This is a genomic window from Desulfovibrio sp., from assembly GCF_041907885.1.
Taxonomy (GTDB): Bacteria; Desulfobacterota; Desulfovibrionia; order Desulfovibrionales; family Desulfovibrionaceae; genus Desulfovibrio.
The window spans coordinates 151,499-169,899 of the sequence record NZ_JAYRGM010000004.1; the positions used below are offsets into that span (position 1 = coordinate 151,499).

Annotated in this window: 15 protein-coding genes; 10 read left to right on the plus strand and 5 right to left on the minus strand. The window is 58.2% G+C overall.

Translation table 11 applies throughout. The features are described 5' to 3' along the window. Positions 1 to 262: 262 nt before the first annotated feature. Positions 263 to 3,259: a hypothetical protein gene (locus ACE3NW_RS04265; protein WP_374280725.1), complete on the plus strand. Its 2,997-nt coding sequence runs from the start codon at positions 263 to 265 to the stop codon at positions 3,257 to 3,259. Positions 3,260 to 3,811: 552 nt separating this feature from the next. After that, positions 3,812 to 5,011, plus strand: a complete 1,200-nt coding sequence (locus tag ACE3NW_RS04270) for an iron-containing alcohol dehydrogenase (RefSeq protein ID WP_374280727.1) — start codon at positions 3,812 to 3,814, stop codon at positions 5,009 to 5,011. Between the two features lie 146 nt (positions 5,012 to 5,157). Here ACE3NW_RS04270 and yedF read toward each other — a convergent pair whose 3' ends face one another. After that, entirely contained in the window at positions 5,158 to 5,760 is a 603-nt protein-coding gene (gene yedF / locus ACE3NW_RS04275; RefSeq protein ID WP_374280729.1) for a sulfurtransferase-like selenium metabolism protein YedF, read from the minus strand. 97 nt (positions 5,761 to 5,857) lie between these two features. Between yedF and ACE3NW_RS04280 the strand changes: the two genes are divergently transcribed. Beyond that, positions 5,858 to 7,558, plus strand: coding sequence for a bacteriohemerythrin (locus ACE3NW_RS04280; RefSeq protein ID WP_374280731.1), 1,701 nt, complete (start codon positions 5,858 to 5,860; stop codon positions 7,556 to 7,558). Between the two features lie 174 nt (positions 7,559 to 7,732). On the opposite strand, the gene ACE3NW_RS04285 is transcribed toward ACE3NW_RS04280, so the two are convergent. The 4 genes from ACE3NW_RS04285 to pdxS form a co-directional block, all read right to left on the minus strand. Continuing rightward, a complete protein-coding gene (locus ACE3NW_RS04285) occupies positions 7,733 to 9,487 on the minus strand; it encodes a lysophospholipid acyltransferase family protein (protein ID WP_374280734.1) in 1,755 nt (584 codons plus the stop codon). A 102-nt stretch (positions 9,488 to 9,589) separates the two neighbouring features. Continuing rightward, positions 9,590 to 9,985, minus strand: a complete 396-nt coding sequence (locus ACE3NW_RS04290; RefSeq protein WP_374280736.1) for a TraR/DksA C4-type zinc finger protein — start codon at positions 9,983 to 9,985, stop codon at positions 9,590 to 9,592. A gap of 235 nt (positions 9,986 to 10,220) precedes the next feature. Continuing rightward, positions 10,221 to 10,799 carry a pyridoxal 5'-phosphate synthase glutaminase subunit PdxT gene (gene pdxT / locus ACE3NW_RS04295; RefSeq protein WP_374280738.1) on the minus strand — a complete coding sequence of 193 codons (579 nt, stop codon included), beginning with the start codon at positions 10,797 to 10,799 and terminating at the stop codon, positions 10,221 to 10,223. Further along, positions 10,799 to 11,680, minus strand: a complete 882-nt coding sequence (gene pdxS, locus ACE3NW_RS04300; protein ID WP_192113958.1) for a pyridoxal 5'-phosphate synthase lyase subunit PdxS — start codon at positions 11,678 to 11,680, stop codon at positions 10,799 to 10,801. The genes pdxT and pdxS overlap by 1 nt, the downstream gene beginning before the upstream one ends. A gap of 230 nt (positions 11,681 to 11,910) precedes the next feature. On the opposite strand from pdxS, the gene ACE3NW_RS04305 reads away from it, so the two are divergent. From ACE3NW_RS04305 to ilvC, 7 genes are all read left to right on the plus strand, one after another. Then, the gene (locus ACE3NW_RS04305) at positions 11,911 to 12,810 is read left to right on the plus strand and encodes a hypothetical protein (protein ID WP_374280740.1); all 900 of its coding nucleotides are present in this window, start codon (positions 11,911 to 11,913) and stop codon (positions 12,808 to 12,810) included. Next, on the plus strand, positions 12,807 to 13,496 hold the full coding sequence (locus tag ACE3NW_RS04310) for an HAD family hydrolase (RefSeq protein ID WP_374280742.1): 690 nt from the start codon (positions 12,807 to 12,809) through the stop codon (positions 13,494 to 13,496). Before ACE3NW_RS04305 ends, ACE3NW_RS04310 begins: the two co-directional genes overlap by 4 nt. Positions 13,497 to 13,539: 43 nt before the next feature. Further along, positions 13,540 to 13,842, plus strand: coding sequence for a YggT family protein (locus ACE3NW_RS04315; RefSeq protein WP_374280744.1), 303 nt, complete (start codon positions 13,540 to 13,542; stop codon positions 13,840 to 13,842). A 187-nt stretch (positions 13,843 to 14,029) separates the two neighbouring features. Next, on the plus strand, positions 14,030 to 14,257 hold the full coding sequence (locus ACE3NW_RS04320; RefSeq protein ID WP_374280747.1) for a DUF465 domain-containing protein: 228 nt from the start codon (positions 14,030 to 14,032) through the stop codon (positions 14,255 to 14,257). Between the two features lie 26 nt (positions 14,258 to 14,283). Further along, entirely contained in the window at positions 14,284 to 15,975 is a 1,692-nt protein-coding gene (gene ilvB / locus ACE3NW_RS04325; RefSeq protein WP_374280749.1) for a biosynthetic-type acetolactate synthase large subunit, read from the plus strand. An 11-nt stretch (positions 15,976 to 15,986) separates the two neighbouring features. Further along, positions 15,987 to 16,475, plus strand: coding sequence for an acetolactate synthase small subunit (gene ilvN / locus ACE3NW_RS04330; RefSeq protein ID WP_374280751.1), 489 nt, complete (start codon positions 15,987 to 15,989; stop codon positions 16,473 to 16,475). 498 nt (positions 16,476 to 16,973) lie between these two features. Next, complete coding sequence (gene ilvC, locus ACE3NW_RS04335; protein WP_374280753.1) at positions 16,974 to 17,975, plus strand: ketol-acid reductoisomerase; 1,002 nt, start codon at positions 16,974 to 16,976, stop codon at positions 17,973 to 17,975. Positions 17,976 to 18,401 lie beyond the last annotated feature (426 nt).

Sequence of the window (18,401 nt, forward strand, 5' to 3'; positions counted from 1 at the left end):
GGCCAGTCTGCCTTTTTTTGTTTTTTGCGCCCGCAAAGGAAAAAGCACTGTTTGACGAAGCCCTTGCCACAGGTTAAGTAACAATAAATACTAGGGCTGTTCACTTCGTCACAATCTGCCTGCCGATAAATGACAGGCCAGGGGTACATGTATGGTGTGCCTTTGTTTGCCCAGAAGCAGATTGTGATGTAAAAGTAGTTCCTTGCCGGTCATTTCCCATGTCGGGTTACGTGTAAGGGAAACGGCAGAAAGGAGATCCGCCGTGTGCGCCAAGATGCAAGGCATATATTTTGACAAGCAGGACAGAGACATACTGGCTCTGGTCAACCGAATTCTGGAATCCGACGGCAAACAGTCGGATACCTTTCTGTTTGACCCCAGCCTGCACCCCCACGGCATCAAGGAACTGGTGGCAACGCCGGTTTCGCGTATGGCCTATGCGGTCATAAACCTGCTGCGCAACCTTCAGGCCGGGCGCACCCAGGCCCGCGACCGTCTGCTTGCCCTCAAAACCTTGTACGACGAGGTGCTCAACAGCGCTCATTCTGCCCTGCGGCGCAATACGGCGCGTGCGCTCATGCAGATCATGAAAAGCATGGTGCGCGCCCACGGCAACCATCTGGAGCAGCTCAAACTGGCCCACGATTTTCGGCGTACCGTGCAGGGAACCCCCCGCGTGGTGCGCCGCATGCTTGCCCGCTACCATCTGCCGGAAATGCCCGAAAGCTGGAACCAACTGGCCTTCGACGACCACGTGTACGACGCCAATACCAAGGGGCGCAAAACACCCACCCACCTGATCATGGATGCCTGGATCAAGGGCATGCGGTCGCTTACGGTGGCATACGAATACTGGGTGCAGCCAGAGGCTGCGCGCGAGATTTTGCGTGCGGCAGAAATCACGGGCATTGGCGTGCGTATTGGCCTGGAATTTCATTTGCCGTTTTATGGCCGGTTTATCAGTTTGTTCTGGATTCCGCGCGGTTTCAGTTCCAACGAAGATTTTCTGGAATTTTTGCACAGCCCCAAGATGGCCGAGCTCATGAAGCGCGGTCGTGAGGTGCTGCGCTGGCGGCGCGAGCGCGTGCTGGAAAGCCTGGCACTGTGGAACGAGCACCAGCGCCCGCAGCTTGAGGCGCAGTGGGAAGTGCCCGTGCCGGAAATGCCCGGCGTGGACTTTACGCGCCATGTGGCCCGTGGGCAGGCATCGGGGCTGCATCTTGCGGAAGCCCTGCACCACCATGTGCTGCCCTCGCTGCGCCAGCGTGCGGCCCTGTTACAGGAACGCGGCGGCGAAGAGGCCGCCACCGAGCTGGCTTTTCTGGAAAACCTGGGCGTCGAGTATATTGCCGACCACTGGCTATCGCCCGTGGAACACCCGGAAATGCCCGATCTCACCAACCCCTGCGCATACAGCGAGCTGCCGCCGCTCATGCAGCTTTCTGTGGGCGAGCTGACCCGCGAACTGGCAGAGCTTAACCCCGGCTACCGGCTTGTGCTCACCACCAAGGGCCTGAGCGTGGAAGACGTGGCCGAACTCCTGTGGGACAGCCAGGGCAGCATCAGCCATCTGGAAATTTTCAACATGCGCGGCTGGATGGAAGGCAAGCATTCCTGCCTCAAGGCCATCAGCGAATTGCAGCAGGCTCTTAACGAAGGCCTGGGGCCTCGGGTAAAGCAGATGATTCGCATGATGGTGCGGCGCATGGATACCCAGGACGAGGCGCGTGCCGCCAAGTTCAAGCATATTCTGCACAACGTGCCAAAATTGTGGGAGCATTACCGCAACAAGCCTTTGGGCTCACGCCTTGGCACAAGCTCCATGAGCCGCGATTCTTACGGCATGGGCTTTGTGCTGCGCGAAACCCTGCCCGCACGAAGCCGCAAATTTTATGCCCGCGACCACAAGCAGCCCGAAATTCCCGTGTGTTCGCCGGTTGAGGAATGCGTGCGCTACATCAACCCGCGCAATCCCTCTCCCTGGCAGCGCGCCTTGAGTTTGCTGAGCCCACTGCCGGGCTGCCGCCATCTGGGCATGGAACGCCACACGGTTTGGAAAACCGCCAGCGTGGATTTCAGGGTGTGCAACAAGGGCAATGTGCTCAATCTGGGCGGTCTGAGCCTTACGAGCGGCAACGGGCTTGTGGCCAAGCCCGAAACAAAGGAACATGGCCCTCTGGGCACGCCCTACCTCAACAGCACCATTGGCAACTGCCTTAAGGTGTTGCTGGGGTTTTGCCCCGCGTTTTTTTCGTTCATGTACACCCAGAATTTGTGGTTTCTGGCCTGGTTTGGCACGTTTATCTGGTTTGGCATCACGGGCGTGCGCAATGTGGTGCAAATGGTCATGGCCGCCAAGGGGGCCACGCGATCCACGCTTATTCACTGGCGCGATCAGGTAAACGTGAGCCGTCTGTGCGATTCGCTCATGTTCACAGGCTTTTCGGTCTTGCTGCTTGAAATGCTGGTGCGCGTGATGCTGCTGGACAGAACGCTTGGTATTACCGCAGCCCAGAATCCCTGGGTGGTCTTTGGCGTGCTCAGCCTTGTAAATGGTATTTACCTGTGCGCGCACAACGTGTTTCGCGGTTTTCCCAAGGAGGCGGCCATCGGCAACCTCTTCCGCAGTGTCATGGCCATTCCCATTTCGTCGCTGTACAACTGGGTATTGTACCAAACCGCCTTTCTCATGGGGGTTGATAACCCCGCCATGTACCTGGTGCCCAGCGCGGCGGTCATTTCAAAAACCGCATCAGACACCGTGGCGGCAATTATTGAAGGTTATGCCGACAGCCAGGTGAATCTGCGCATGCGCCGGTGGGATTACCGCAGCAAGCTGATCAATGTTTTTGACTGCTACACACGCCTTGAGCTGCTGTTTCCCGATGAGGATGCGCTTATCAAGCTGGCCAAGCCCGGCGGTTTGCAGGGCAGCGGCGGCGTGATGGGCAAGGAGATTGAGCGGGCCTTCATTATTAATGCGCTCGATCTGATGTATATATGGTTTTACCAGCCGCGTGCGCAGGATGCCTTTCGGCAGATGGCCAGAGCCATGCCAGAGGCCGACCGCAACGTGCTTGCAAGGGCCCAGCTTGTGCTCACGCGAGAGCGTGAGGTGAGCCAGATGCTGGTGGATGGCCTGCTTGGGCGCAATTTTTCGCGGCCTTTGGCCTTTTATCTGGATAAACGCAAGGAATATCTGCGCCGGTTGAGCCGCATGTGCCGCCCCGGAAAAATGCGCGAACCCGGTACATTTTAACGAATCGAAATTTTTTTAGGGCTGGTCAAAGCCCTTTAAAAGTGCTATTTAAATTTGTAACAGATTGTTTTTACACAAAATCGGCAAGGTTATACTTGGGGAGCTAATTCACAATCTCACGTTGCAAATTCGGCGCACAACGCCGCAGACGGGCCTTGCCCCGCCATACATGCGAAGTATGGGAACGACGCGGTTCCCTTCTTCAGGCCACCGACAAAAGGCAACTTTTGTCGGTGGCTTTTTTGATTTTTTTTGGGGCGGGGATAGATAGCATGGCAACAATCCTGTTATATCACGGTTTTGATTTAAGCGGGCGTATTGTGTGTTCAATCAATCAAAGATGCATATTGCAGTATGAAATAATCAACAGCAAAAGATTGTGCAAAAAAGAACATATAAATGTGAAAGTAAAGACAAAAAAAGAACTAAACAATTGCGCTGATATGCTTGCATTGCCATTTTATATGGGATATTTTTATCCACAGGAGTAATTCATACTACGACAGAGCAATTACATACTGATGTTGCCCTGTATAACAAAAGGAGTCACGAATGAGTACAGATCTTAAGAGCATGCATATGGGTCAGATCACCTCGTTCTTTATCCCCAACGTCACCCTGGTGGGCGAAGGGTGTTCCAAAGAGATTCCTGTCCGTTTGAAGAGCATTGGCGGTGAAAAGCCTCTGGTTGTTACCGACCAGGGTATCGTTAATGCCGGTATTCTTAAAACGATTACCGACATCCTTGATGCCGCCAAGATGAAGTATGCCATATACGATAAAACAATCCCCAACCCCACCGACAACAACGTTGCTGAAGCCTTTGAAGTATACAAAAAAGAAAAGTGCGACAGCATCGTTACCCTTGGTGGCGGCAGCTCGCACGACTGCGGCAAGGGCGTGGGCTTTCTGGCCGGTAACGGCGGCAAGATTCACGACTACGAAGGCGTGGACAAGTCCAAAAAGCCCTTCCCCCCGTATGTTGCCGTAAACACCACTGCTGGTACGGCCTCGGAAATGACGCGTTTCTGCATCATCACCGACACCTCGCGCAAGGTTAAGATGGCCATTGTTGACTGGCGCTGCACGCCCAGCGTTGCCATCGACGACCCCGTTCTGATGATGGGCATGCCCCCGGCGCTTACCGCCGCCACGGGCATGGACGCTCTGACCCATGCCGTAGAAGCCTATGTTTCTACTGCCGCCACGCCCATGACCGATGCCTGCGCTGAAAAAGCCATGGAATACATCAACCGCTATCTGCGCCGCGCCGTTGCCAACGGCCGCGACAAGGAAGCCCGCGAAGGCATGTGCTACGCCCAGTATCTGGCCGGTATGGCCTTCAACAACGCCAGCCTTGGCCACGTACACGCCATGGCCCACCAGCTCGGCGGTTTCTACGATCTGCCCCACGGCGAATGCAACGCCATCCTGCTGCCCCACGTGTGCGAATACAACCGCATCTCCAGCCGCCGCCGCTTTGGCCGTATCGCCCAGCTGCTGGGTGAACTTACCCAGGGCATCAGCGCCGACGAAGCTTCGCGCAAGGCCATTACCGCCATCAACATCCTGTCCAAGGATGTGGGCATTCCTGATGGCCTGATCGCCCTTGGCAAAAAATATGGCAAGGAAGTGCGCGAGTCCGACATTCCTACCATGACCGCCAACGCCCAGAAGGACGCCTGCGGCCTCACCAACCCCCGCTCCATGACCGATGCGGCTGTGGCTGGCATTTACAAGGCGGCCCTGTAGCCGATTCAATGATTCCGCAAGCCTGAGCTGCTGCTTGTGGCAGACGGGCTGAGGCTTGCGGAACCTATAAACGCAAAAAGCGGCGTGGATTGAATCCATGCCGCTTTTTTGCGTTTATGGGCAAACCGTACCCGTGAAACCAACCCTCAGGGTCGTATGACCTTGCCCGCAAGATCAAGACTGGTGACAATATCAAGCATGTTTGAGGTGTCGCCCACGGCCTTGGCTTCCAGCAGGCCAAAATGCGCAAGGCACGTGCCGCAAACGAGCACCGATACCCCTTCCGCTTCCATTTTTTTAAGCGCATCAAGGGCGGGCCCAGGGCATGAGGCCAGTTTTACGCCGCCATTGATCAGCACAATGCGCCACAGCCGCGCGCCCAGTTCTGGCAGCGTGGCCAAAAAATTGCCCATGAGCTTGCCGCCGAGCACATCGTCACCACGACCAATGGTTTCTGTGGTTATGAGCACCAGGGTGCGGCTGTTGCCCTCTGCGGCGGGGGCCGCCTGTGCGGCCTGCTGCGGGGCGGTGGCGGCATCGCCTGCGGTGGCGCTGATTCGCCAGCAGTCGGGGCCCTCCTGACTTGTGGCAACGCTGAAGCCGCGCCCTTCAAAAAAACGCCGCACGTTTTCACGCGCAGGTTCGTTGTCTACCAGCACTTCAAGGGCCTGGGTTCCGCCTGCCAGGGCATCGCGGCTGCGCATTACCGGCTGGGGGCAGGCCAGCCCACGGCAATCAAGCTGTTCCATAAGTGTTCTCCTGCTAAGTAATATGAGATTTACAACTATTAAGGCTAAGGGTAGAGAGAAAAAAGCCGATAAGCAAGATAAACTAAGGTAGGCATATATGGGCATTGCGCTTCAGGTAATAATAATTGCCGCTCTGGCCGGTCTGGCCCTGCTGGGCGGCATACAGGGCATGGGCTGGCTGGTTGCCGGCATTATTTTTGTTTGCACCGCTGTGGACATGTGGCTGTGGGTGAGCGGGCGCAACCGTGCGGCAAGGCTGGCCCAGTGCCTGGATGCCGCGCCGGGCGCAGTTTCCGGCACAGGTTTTGGCTCCGCATCCTCTCTGGCGGGCGAGAGCAGTGTGGAGCTGCGGGCCGTGCAGTGCATTGATGCACTGTGTGAAACGCTGAAAACCAAGGTTGACCAGCAGGTTGTGCAAAATTTGCAGGCGCGCAGCAACGCGCTTGAGCAGAAGCTTCAGGAATCAGAAGACCTGGTGCAAACCTTGCGCAAAAGGCGTGAAAAGGGCGTCATGGCCCTGAACAATGCCCACGAGGTATGCAAAAGGCTTTCTGGCGACATGCGCAAGCTAGCCAGCCTGATCAAGGATGTAAACGGCAGCGTGGCCGTGCAGCGCAACAGGCTTGAGCACACCAGCGCAGCCATGGAGCAGGTGGCCGATACGGCCAGCCATGCATCCCTGCGCGTGCGAGAGCTTTCAGAGACCGCGCAGAGCTCCAGCGCCAGTGCTGCCACGGGCGAGCATGAGGTTGAGGGCGCTGTGGGCTCCATTGACAGCGTGCGCGACACCATTGTGCAGCTCAAGGAGGCCATGGCAGGCCTGGGCGAAAAGGCCAGCAATATCGGGCAGGTCATGAGCGTCATCAATGAGGTGGCCGACCAGACCAATCTGCTGGCCCTTAATGCCGCCATCGAGGCTGCCCGCGCTGGTGAGGCCGGGCGCGGCTTTGCCGTGGTTGCCGACGAGGTGCGCAAACTGGCCGAAAAAACCATGGGCGCCACCAAGGAAGTGGAAGAGGCCGTTAAGGCCATACAGGATGAAACCCGGCGCAACGTGCTGACCGTGGACAAGGCCGCCCAGCTCAGTGTTGAAGCGGCAGACAGGGCCACCAATGCCGGTGACGTAATGCGCGTCATTCTGCAAAGCATGGCCGATACCGCCGGTCACCTTGGCAGCATTGCTGCCGGTGCGGCAGAGCAGTCCGAGCGCAGCGCGGGAACCAACGACGCACTTGAAGAAATACGTGACGCGGCAGAAAGCACCTCCAAGAATATGGAAGTGTTCACCGCGTCGCTGCTGGCCTTCCAGAGCGGCATGGAAGAGCTTGATATGATCGTCAACGCCCTTGTGGCGGGCGACTATGATCAGGCCACTTCCAGCAAGTTTGTGGAGTGGACACCCAAGCTTGCCCTGCATGTACCGCTGGTGGACAGGGAGCACAGGCTGCTGATTGATTACATCAATGAGCTGCACCAGGCCATGACGCACAAAAAGCCTATTTCTGAAATGATTGCTGTGCTCAAAAAGCTGCGCGACTATACGGCCACGCACTTCAGCGACGAAGAAAAGCTGTTCAACGTGCCCGCCTACAAGGCCGCCGCAGAGCACATGCAGATACATAAAAAGTTTGTTGCCAAACTGGACGAGGTAGAAGAGCAGCTGCGCCTCGGTACAGCCACGGTGAGCATGGATCTGCTGACCTTCCTGAAAGACTGGCTGGTGCAGCACATCATGGGCACAGATCCCACCTATCTGCCCTTCCTGCGTCCCGAAGACAAGGAGCCTGTCTCCAGCTAGCAGTTCTGGCTGGTGGTTTGATGATGATCGGGAGGCCCCTTTGGGGCCTCCTTTTTCATTTCTGGAGATTGGTATTATGCGCAAAAAATGGGGCCGCACCACCGGGCTGTGGTGTGGCCCCCTGTGCGCCATGCTGGCGCCTGCTGCCGTGAGGGACGGCTGATTGCAACGTGTCTATACCGGGCAGGAACCGCTGCGCAGCTGGCGCATGCCTTCCTCGCCCACATAGCGGCGCAGCTGCTTGTCGGGGGCGTTGAGCAGATCCACCACGAGCAGGGCATCGAGCGTGCCAAAGGTGCGGTCTTCGTGAAAGGCGGCTATGCGCCCGCCCAGTTGCAGATAGTGCTTGAAAAGTATGGGCAGGGTGCGTCCGCCTTCCATCTGCCGCACCAGAGTGTTGACGGCCTTGTAGTCGAGGTGCTGGGCAAAGGGCAGTTCTTCGCGCAGTTTGCGGGGCTGCCTGCCGCGCACAAGGGTGGCCAGCGGGGCATCCCAGTGGCGCAGCCGCAAATGCCGCCACAGCAGATCTACAGATTGCTGGCGGTAATTCAGGCCAATGCTGGCAGGCCCAAAGAGTGTGCGCACCTTGTTGCGCAGGGCCAGCTGGCCGATGCCCTTCCACAGCAGAAGCAGGGGGGTGTAGTCGCGCTGGTATTCGGGACAGACAAAGGCGCGCCCCAGCTCCAGAGCATTGCCGCACTGCTGGAAAAATTTTGGCTCGTAGTCAAAAAGTGATGCCGTGTAGAGGTGCTTTTTGGTGCAGAGGCGCGTGTCCTCGGGGCGAACCACGCGGGCGCGGTAAGAACCGGCAATGCTCTTACCCTCCACATCAAGCAGCACAAGGTGCGAATACTGGGGATCGTAGCAGTCCGTATCGCGCGATTGGCCAGAGCCTTCGCCCAGTGCGCGAAAGGCCTCCTCGCGCCTTCTGGTCAATTCGTCCAGCAGCAGGGGCGATTCGTTGCCTTCCACAAGATATACGGCGTAGCGGCCTTCGCGGGCCAGCAGGCGGTTTTCGGGCAGGGCGGCCAGGCTGACCATGATGTCCATTTTTTCCGCAGCCGGGGCCAGAGGGGCGCACTCTTGGGCGTGCCTGTCTGTGCTGCCCTCAGCGCCAAGGGCAGAGCGGCACATGCCAAGGCAGTGCGTGCGCTGTTCGTGGCTGAGGCCTGTCAGGGTATCGGCGGGTATGGCTTCGCCCACAACCATGCGGGCGTTGCTGCCCCTTTGTCTGAACAGGGTGTGGGGCAAAAGCACTTCGCCAAGGTTTTCGCGCAGGGTGGTGGCAGCGATAAACAGCGGGTTGTAGCGCACAGACATGTGCAGGGGAATAAAATTAAGGCCGGGTATGTCCGCTTGGCGGCCGCCAAGCCTGCTGAGCAGGCGCGACCACGGCTGCTCGGCTATGCCGCGCCCAAACTGCCAGCGGGCCACACGCCCTGCGGGGAAGATTCCAAGAGCCCCTCCCTTGCGCAGGTGGCTCATGGCACTGCGCAGCACCGCAGCATTGGCCGCAGCACCGCCAGAGAGATCAAGGGGCAGCAGCATGGGGGCCAGCTGGGCCAGTTGCGGAATGCGCAGCAGGGCCGCGCTGGCAAGAATTTTGAGGTCTGGCCGCGCCCTGCCACACAGGGCGGCCATCATCAGGCCTTCCAGCGCGCCGGAGGGGTGGTTGGCAAAAAGAATGACAGGCCCCTCGGCGGGGATGCGCCCAAGGTCGCCGCGCAGGCAGTCCGGGTTTACATCGAGCGCGGTGAGGCAGGCCATGGCAAAGGTTTGGGGGTCACCGCACTGGGGAAGCGTAAAGGCCATTTTTTCCAGCCGGGCAAAACCCGAAAGCTGGCGGGCCGTAGCGCGGGCCAGCCGCCCAACACTTCTGACCAGCGGGCGGCCAGGCGCAAGGGATAACGTATCTGCATTGCCGGGCATGTGGAATCTCCTGTGCTTGGGCCAGGGCGCGCGAGGGCTGCGCCGAACTGGCGGGTTCCAATTCTGCAAACGTTGATGACGAGTGGGCTGTAACGGGCCGCGCTAGCAGTATTCTGCGCAGCTCTCAGCCGAAAAGTGCATTTTTTTCATCTGGAGCATGCCTATCTGCATGTCGTTTTCGACATTCTGCTGGCACTCGCAGCAACGGGTTGCCCCGGGTGCGGCCATAAGGCGTGCAAGGGGAATTTCTTCGCCGCATTCTTCGCAGCGGCGCGGGCCGCCGTGGCGCAAGAGGTTCACGAGGCTCTGAAGTTCCAGGATGCGCTGCGAACTGCGGCGGGCGCTGCAATGGGCTATGTGGGCCGCCTCAAGGTGGCTGGCCGCGTCCAGCTCGTCCGCGCAGTGCTGTGCCTGAAAAACAGTGCGCAGCTGGGTAAGACGGTGCATTTCATCGTTCAGTTCACCCTGTAGACGCTGCAAAGTGTGCATGTTGTCCATGGTATGCCTCCTCCGAAAGTGCTCCGGTGGTTGAACTGTTGCTCTTGGGGCATCATGAACGGGCTGGTTTGCGTTACGGTGACGCGCATGTGAATTTGTGCGTCATGTTGGCGGCAAATTTGTGGAGCGGGCAGGCTGGACTTAGCGGGGTATTCGCGTTGATGTTTCAACGCTCAGAAAGCCTGCCCCGCAAAGCGGGACAGGCTTTCTTATATCTCTATCTGGCAGCTTGCAGCTATTTGCCGCAAAAAGACAGAAAGTAGCTGTGCATGCGCGTGTCTGGCGTAAGCTCCGGGTGGAATGACGTGGCCAGAATGTTGTTCTGGCGCACAGCCACAGCCTGGCCGTTCACTTCAGCCAGCACTGTCACCCCAGCGCCCACGCCGGTGAGCACTGGCGCGCGGATAAATACCGCAGGAATGGGGTCGGCCCCAATCTCGGGTATGTTCAGGTCTGTTTCAAAGCTGTCCACCTGCCGTCCAAAGGCATTGCGACGCACCGTTGCGTCCAGCACGCCCAGGCGGGGCTGGTCCGAGTTTTCAATTTCGCGGCACAGCAGAATCAGCCCGGCGCAGCTGCCGTAAACGGGCATGCCGTCGAGTATGCGCTGGCGCAGGGGCTCAAGCATGTTCCATTCGTTGAGCAGTTTGCCCATGGTGGTGCTTTCGCCGCCGGGAATAATCAGGGCGTCGATGCCGTCAATATCCTTGAGCTGACGCACCTCGCGGGCCGTTGCACCCAGGCGGGTAACAGCGGCCACATGCTCGCGAAAGGCTCCCTGAAGAGCCAGAACGCCTACGCAAAGCTGCGACATTACCAACCCCGTTCCTGCATGCGCTCGGCAGAAGGAATGGTGGAAATTTCAATGCCCACCATGGGTTCGCCCAGATCGCGCGAGATTTCGGCCAGCATGGCAAAGTCATTGTAATTGGTCACAGCCTGCACAATGGCCTTGGCGCGCTTGGCGGGGTCGCCAGACTTGAAGATGCCGGAGCCGACAAACACACCGTCGCAGCCGAGGTGCATCATCATGGCGGCGTCGGCGGGGGTGGCAATGCCGCCGGCGGCAAAGTTCACCACGGGCAGGCGGCCTTCCTTGCGCACGGCGTAGCACACTTCAAGGGGAGCGCCGATTTCTTTGGCGTAGTTGGCAACTTCTGCTTCGGGCAGGCTGCACAGCTTGCGCACGTCGTCCATCACCTGGCGGCAGTGGCGCACGGCTTCAACAACGTTGCCTGTGCCGGGTTCGCCCTTGGTGCGGATCATGGCAGCGCCTTCGGCGATGCGGCGCAGGGCTTCGCCCAGGTTGCGGCAGCCGCACACAAAGGGCACGGTGAAGTCGCGCTTGTCGATATGATATTTGTCATCGGCGGGGGTGAGCACTTCACTTTCGTCGATATAGTCCGCGCCCATGGCCTCAAGAATACGGGCTTCAACAAAGTGGCCGATACGGGCCTTGGCCATGACGGGAATGCTCACCACTTCCATGATGCGCTTTACAATGGTGGGGTCGGCCATGCGGGCCACGCCGCCTGCGGCGCGAATGTCGGCGGGTACGCGTTCCAGGGCCATGACTGCGCAGGCTCCCGCTGCTTCGGCGATTTTGGCCTGTTCGGGAGTGGTGACGTCCATGATCACGCCGCCTTTGAGCATTTCAGCGAGGCCTGTCTTCAGGCGGATGGTGCCCTGTTCCATATCTTTCTACTCCTTCTGAGCCGTGGAACGGCTTGTGATAAATGTCTGCGTGCCGCCCAATCGGCGGCTTTGCTGGCGTGTATATATGTCAATACGCCGCACCTGACAATATGATACCTTACATGATCCGCCCCCGGCGCACTCGACGGCAAAAAACTTTTGCTCCGGGCCCCTGCGGCTTGCGCTTCGGGCTTCCTCTGGCTATGCTTAAGGCCTCAAAAGGAAGTATGATGACAGAAAGTTCCCCCATTCTTTTGCCATTGCTTCGCGGCCCACTGCCTTTGCAAGCGTTTGAAACGCCCGCGCAACCCGATCTGGCCCCGGTAACCGGGCAAGGATCAGCCCCCCGGTGGCGTGGGGCTTTGCGCCTTTGGCCCGGTTTGCCCGATGCCCCCGCTGATTGTTTCTGCCCGGACAAGTATCCTTTTTCGCCGCGCGAGGCCCAGGCCTGCCTTGGTGACCTGCAACAGATGGGCGACGCTGCCCTCTCCGGCTTGCCGGTAGGGGCCGCCGCCACTGGCAACGCGCGTGCCGCACGCCGCGCCTCCGAAATGGCCCTTATCAAGGGGCTCGACAATTCGGGCGGCAATGCCGCAGCAGCCCTGGCGGCAGAGGCTGCCCGCAAGGAGCAGCTGGCGCTCTGCCAGGCGCAAAAATCCCTGTTGTGGGCCTGGCTGCAAGAGGAAAGGCTGACCGAGCTGGCCGAGCTTACGGCCAGTTTTGCCCTCAACGCGAGCGGGCTTACCGCTGCCCTGGGTGTTGACCCCGACGAAGAGATGGAAGGGCTTGCGCCCGATGCCCTCACGGGTGACCTTGTACGCCTTGGTACGCCCATTGCGCTGGATGCCGGTCTTGTGCCGCCCTGGCGGCTGGTGACTGCCAACGCGCTCTACTTTGCGCCAGCAGACGCCCCCCTGATTGTTGAGGGTTCCATGCGCGAAGATATGCTTGAAATACTTGATTTTATCCCTGCGCCCCGCTGGCAGGGCCTGCTTGAGGGCGCTGTTGCAAACACCGTGGCGGTTGAAATTCGCGCCCCCGGCTGGCAGGTGCTTGGCCATACCCGGCCCACCGGCCAGGCCCCGCTGGATGCGGAGCGCCTGTGGATAACCTGGAGGATTGAGGCGTGACAGAAAAGGCGCAGCCGCTCGACGCTCAGGCCTTGTTTCCCCACGGTATCGCGGGCGTGATTTTTGACTGCGATGGCGTGATGATCGACTCGCGCGCGGCCAACAATATTTTTTATAACCGGGTGCTGGCCTATTTTGGCCTGCCGCCCATGACCCAGGAGCAGGAAGACTACAGTTTCATGGCCACATCGCGTCAGGCCCTGCTGCACATTGTGCCGCCGCACCTGCACCACGAAATAGATTATGTGACAAGAAACGAAGTGGTTTACCAGCGTGATATTGTTCCCATGCTGCGCTTGCAGCCCGGATTCATGAACTTTATCGACAGCCTGCGGAGCAGGGGTGTGCGCATGGCCGTACACACCAACCGAAAGCTCGATGGAATACAAACGGTTCTGGACATTTTTTCCCTGCCCTCCTATTTTAATCCTGTGGTCGCGGCGGATACAGCCGCACCCAAGCCTTCGGCAGAGGGCACGCGGCACATATGCGCCGTATGGCAATGCCCTCCGCAGCACGTGCTGTTTGTTGGCGACAGCGAGCACGACAAAGAGGCTGCCAGAGGGGCGGGAGTGATATTTGCCGCATTTAACGGCGGCCCGTTACGGGGAGAGATTACGGCGGCAGATTATACTGCCCTGCACAATACGCTTGATGCGGTGTTGCCGCCAGTTTCCGGCCTTTAGGCCGACCCCGGCGAATTATAAAGAAAGCCACGCTGGAGGGCTCATGATTGTTCTTGCCAATACCCTGAGCGCCGTTGCCCTGGTGTTTGGGTCGCTGCTCAGCCTTTATTTCTGGATTGTCATCATCGCGGCCCTGCTCACATGGGTGCGCCCCGATCCATATAATCCCATTGTGCGCGCCCTGCGCACCATGACCGAACCCGTGTTCTTCCGTGTACGTAAATGGTTGCCCTTTACCTATTCGAGCGGCATGGATTTTTCGCCCGTGGTGGTGCTGCTGGCCATTGAACTGTTCAACAGGATTGTTGTGGCCTCGCTGGCCCAGTATGCCATGACCCTTCATTAGCAGGGGGGCGCAGCAAAAATTTTAGCTGCTCCATGCGGATATTCTGAGAATCCGCGCCGGGAGATGCCCAGACTTTGCAGTGCCGCCAGCAAGAGCAGGCGGGCTCGGGCAGGGCGATCTACCAGGGCAAAAGCCTCAGTTGATGCGCAGGCAAAAGCCTATGAACATCTAACACTGGAGATTTCTTATGGATCAGCAAGAACTGAACCTTCTGGAAACGTATGCTGCCACTGATCCGGAGCTGAAATCCCTTTGGGAAGATCACGTGCTCTATGAAAAGCAGGTTGAAAAGCTTGAACACAAGGCTTTTCGCTCGCCCACTGAAGAGCAGACGCTCAAGCAACTGAAAAAGCAGAAGCTCGAAGGCAAAACCCAGCTCATGGCTGTTCTGGATCGTCTGAAGAAACAAGGATAGCCGGGCTTTTTTTTAAGGAGTCGGACATGGAATGTACTGGTGCGCAGATTCTCCTTGAGTCCATGAAGCGAGAGGGCGTGGATGTGCTGTTCGGGTATCCCGGCGGTGCGGTCATTGACATTTACGACGAACTACCGCGCCATCCAGAGCTACGCCATGTGCTTGTACGGCATGAGCAAGGAGCTGTGCACGCGGCTGACGGCTATGCCCGTGCCTCTGGTAAAACCGGCGTTTGCCTGGTTACCTCTGGCCCGGGAGCCACCAACACGGTCACGGGCATAGCCACGGCCTATTCCGATTCAATACCGCTGGTGATTTTTACCGGGCAGGTTCCTACCCAGCTGATCGGCAACGATGCCTTTCAGGAAGTGGATATCGTGGGTATTACCCGGCCCTGCACCAAGCACAACTTTTTGGTTAAAGATATCAGCAAGTTGGCGCTCACCATTCGCCAGGCCTTTTATCTTGCCCGGTCGGGACGCCCCGGCCCGGTGCTGGTTGATCTGCCCAAGGATGTCATGCAGAAGCGGACAGAGTTTGTCTGGCCCGAAGATGTCTACATGCGCAGCTACAACCCCACCTACAAGCCCAACCTCAACCAGTTGCGCCGCTCTGTGGAAGAACTGGCCAGGGCTGAACGCCCGGTTATTCTGGCTGGCGGCGGGGTTATCATGTCCAATGCGGCCGAGGCCCTCACCGGTCTTGCCCGCAAGCTGAGCATTCCCGTTACCTGCACGCTCATGGGGCTTGGGGGCTTCCCTGCCACCGACCCCCTGTGGCTGGGCATGGTGGGCATGCACGGAACCTATGCGGCCAATCTGGCCATCAACAACTGCGACGTGCTCATGTGCGTGGGCGCGCGCTTTGACGACCGCGTTACCGGCAGGCTGGCGGCCTTTGCGCCCAAGGCCCGCATTGTACACATTGATATAGACCCCACCTCCATTCGCAAAAACGTGGAGGTGCAGGTTCCTGTGGTGGGCGATTGCCGCCTGGCGCTTGAGGGCATTGGCGAAATCTGCGATGCCAAGCTGGAGAACAAGGACTGGGCGGGCGAGCACGCCGCATGGCTTGCCGCCGTGGCCGAGTGGAAGTCGAGCAAGCCTCTGTGCTATCAGGATAATGGCAACATCAAGCCGCAGGCGGTTATTGAAGCCCTGTACGACATAACCGGCGGCGATGCCATCATTGCCACCGAGGTGGGCCAGCACCAGATGTGGGTGGCCCAGTTCTATTCATTCACCAAGCCGCGCACCCTGTTGACCAGCGGTGGCCTGGGAACCATGGGCTATGGCTTTCCCGCTTCGGTGGGGGCGCAGTTTGCCTTTCCCGACAAAAAGGTCATTGCCGTGGCGGGCGACGGCTCGTTGCAGATGAATATTCAGGAGCTGGCAACCGTGGTGAGCAACAAGTTGCCCATCAAGGTTGTTATTCTGAACAACCGCTATCTGGGCATGGTGCGCCAGTGGCAAGAGCTCTTTTACAACAACAACTACAGTTCCACCAACATGGAAGCCCAGCCCGACTTTGTGAAGCTGGCCGAGGCCTACGGGGCCGAGGGCTATCGCATTGAAAAGGCTGAGGACATGCGGGCCGTGCTTGAGAAGGCCCTGGCTTCGCCCAACCCTGCCTTCATCGACGTGGTGGTAGAGCGCGAAGAAAACGTGTACCCCATCGTGCCCGTCGGTGCGGCACTTGATGAAATGTTGCTGGTGTAAGGGAGATGGCTATGCAACGACATGTGCTTTCCGTGCTGGTGGAAAACGAACCCGGCGTGCTTTCTCGCGTGGCTGGCCTGTTCAGCGGGCGCGGCTTCAACATTCATTCGCTCAATGTGGCTCCGTCTCTCGAAGAGGGCGTTTCGCACATGACCATCACCACCGATGGCGACAGTCTTATTCTGGAGCAGATCATGAAGCAGCTCCACAAGATTGTTTCGGTCATCAAGGTGGTGGATTTTGCGGATATTCCTGCTGTTGCGCGTGAAATGATGTTTGTCAAAGTGCAGGCAGAGGGCCCCATGCGGGGCGAAATTCTGCGAACTGTTGAAATATTCCGCTGCAAGGTGGTGGACGTGAGCCCCAATGAAATGACCATTGAGGCCACCGGCGACCAGAACAAGCTGGACGCCATCCTGAGCCTGTTGCAGCGGTTTGGAATCAAGGAACTGGCGCGCACCGGTGCGGTGGCCATGCGTCGTTCCAAGAAAACGGATTAGGGGCAGTTTACTCTATGGTTTTTTGTCCTCTGCTTGCGAGAGGCGGCCTTTGTTATTTTAGCTGAGTACCCAAAACGGGTACAGAGCTTACATGCAAGGGCTCCCTTCCCAGGCAGGGAACAAAATTTCTCATGGATTAAACAGCCCCGTGGGTTTCGGGACGCAAAGCGCAGCCTTTTGCCGGGGTGTTTTGGCACAAGAACACCCCACACGGCACGGCCTGCCTGCGCGTAAAGAGCCCTGTCGCGCGGCCTTGTGCCGCTGCGGCACAGGAGCGTTCAGCCCGTGCGCGGGTCAATGGCCCACAAGGTCTTCTTGACAGCACGCATGAGGTCGGGGTGGTGCGTATATCCATTCAAGCCACACCGGGTCATTGGCAAAGCGTCCCTCAGGCGGCCTTGCCCGCCGTATCCTGTTGGCCCCCCTCTGTCCTTGCCGCAAGGGCGGTAAGGAATGTATTTTTTTGTCTAACCGTGAGTGATCTCAGAGGATGTTCAGATGAAAGTTTATTACGATCAGGATGCAGACCTTAATTGTTTGAAAAACAAGACCGTTGCCATCATTGGTTATGGCAGCCAGGGCCATGCCCATGCCCAGAATCTGCGCGATTCTGGCGTTAAGGTTGTGGTGGGTCAGCGCCCCGGCGGCGCCAACTACGAGTTGGCCAAGGAACACGGCTTTACGCCCGTTTCTGCCGCCGAAGCCGCCGCTCAGGCCGACCTGATCATGATTCTGCTGCCTGACGAAGTACAGGCCGCCGTGTACGAAAACGACGTTAAGCCCCACCTGACCAAGGGCAAGGCCCTGTTGTTCGCCCACGGCTTCAACATCCATTTCAGCCAGATCCAGCCCCCCAAGGATGTGGACGTGTTCCTCATCGCTCCCAAGGGCCCCGGTCATCTGGTGCGCCGTACCTTCACCGAAGGCGGCGGCGTGCCCTGCCTCGTGGCCATTCATCAGGACGCCACCGGCGAAGCCCTCAAGATTGCCTTGGCCTATGCCAAGGGCGTGGGCGGCACCCGTTCGGGCGTTATCGAAACCACCTTCCGTGAAGAAACCGAAACCGACCTCTTCGGCGAACAGGCCGTGCTTTGCGGCGGCGTTTCCGCCCTCATCAAGGCCGGTTTTGAAACCCTGGTGGAAGCTGGCTATCAGCCCGAAATGGCCTACTTTGAATGCATGCACGAAATGAAGCTCATCGTTGACCTCATGTACGAGGGCGGCCTTTCCCGCATGCGTTACTCCATCAGCAACACCGCTGAATACGGCGACTACGTCACCGGCCCCCGCCTGATCACCGAAACGGTGAAAAAGGAAATGAAGGGCGTGCTCAAGGATATTCAGAGCGGCGTGTTTGCGCGTAACTTCATTCTTGAATCCCGCGCCAAGTACCCCATGTTCCTCACCACCCGCCGCAACGAATCTGAACACCAGATCGAAAAAGTGGGCAAGGAACTGCGCGGCATGATGTCGTGGCTCAAGAAGGACAAGAAAGACTAGTCTGGCCTGATCTGATCAAGCCGTAGACTCTGGCTTTATGAAGGCCTTTCGTGTTGCAAGCGCGAAAGGCCTTTTTTTTGCCGCAGACCAGTTTTGTGCAATGGAAAAAGTCGTTGGGGCAGTAGTGTTTCATGACACGCCTACGCTTGGCGCTGCCAGTTGGCGGCCATAGTCGTAGTGCTTTGGTATATTTTATCCGCTTTTGCATGTTGCCAAAATAATTACTATTTGCCACAGTGTTGCCATGCGGTTTCTGTATCAGAAACTAATGTTTTCCATGCGCCGGTTTTTCTCCAAGGCTGACCGGTGTGCCGTAGTGTACGGGCATGGCTTTTAGCTGTTTCGGCTTGCCAATGCATTTATTCCTGCCTGATTTCTGCATTCCTATTCCACACTTTTTGTGTGCAATTAGCCCCTTCACCTGTC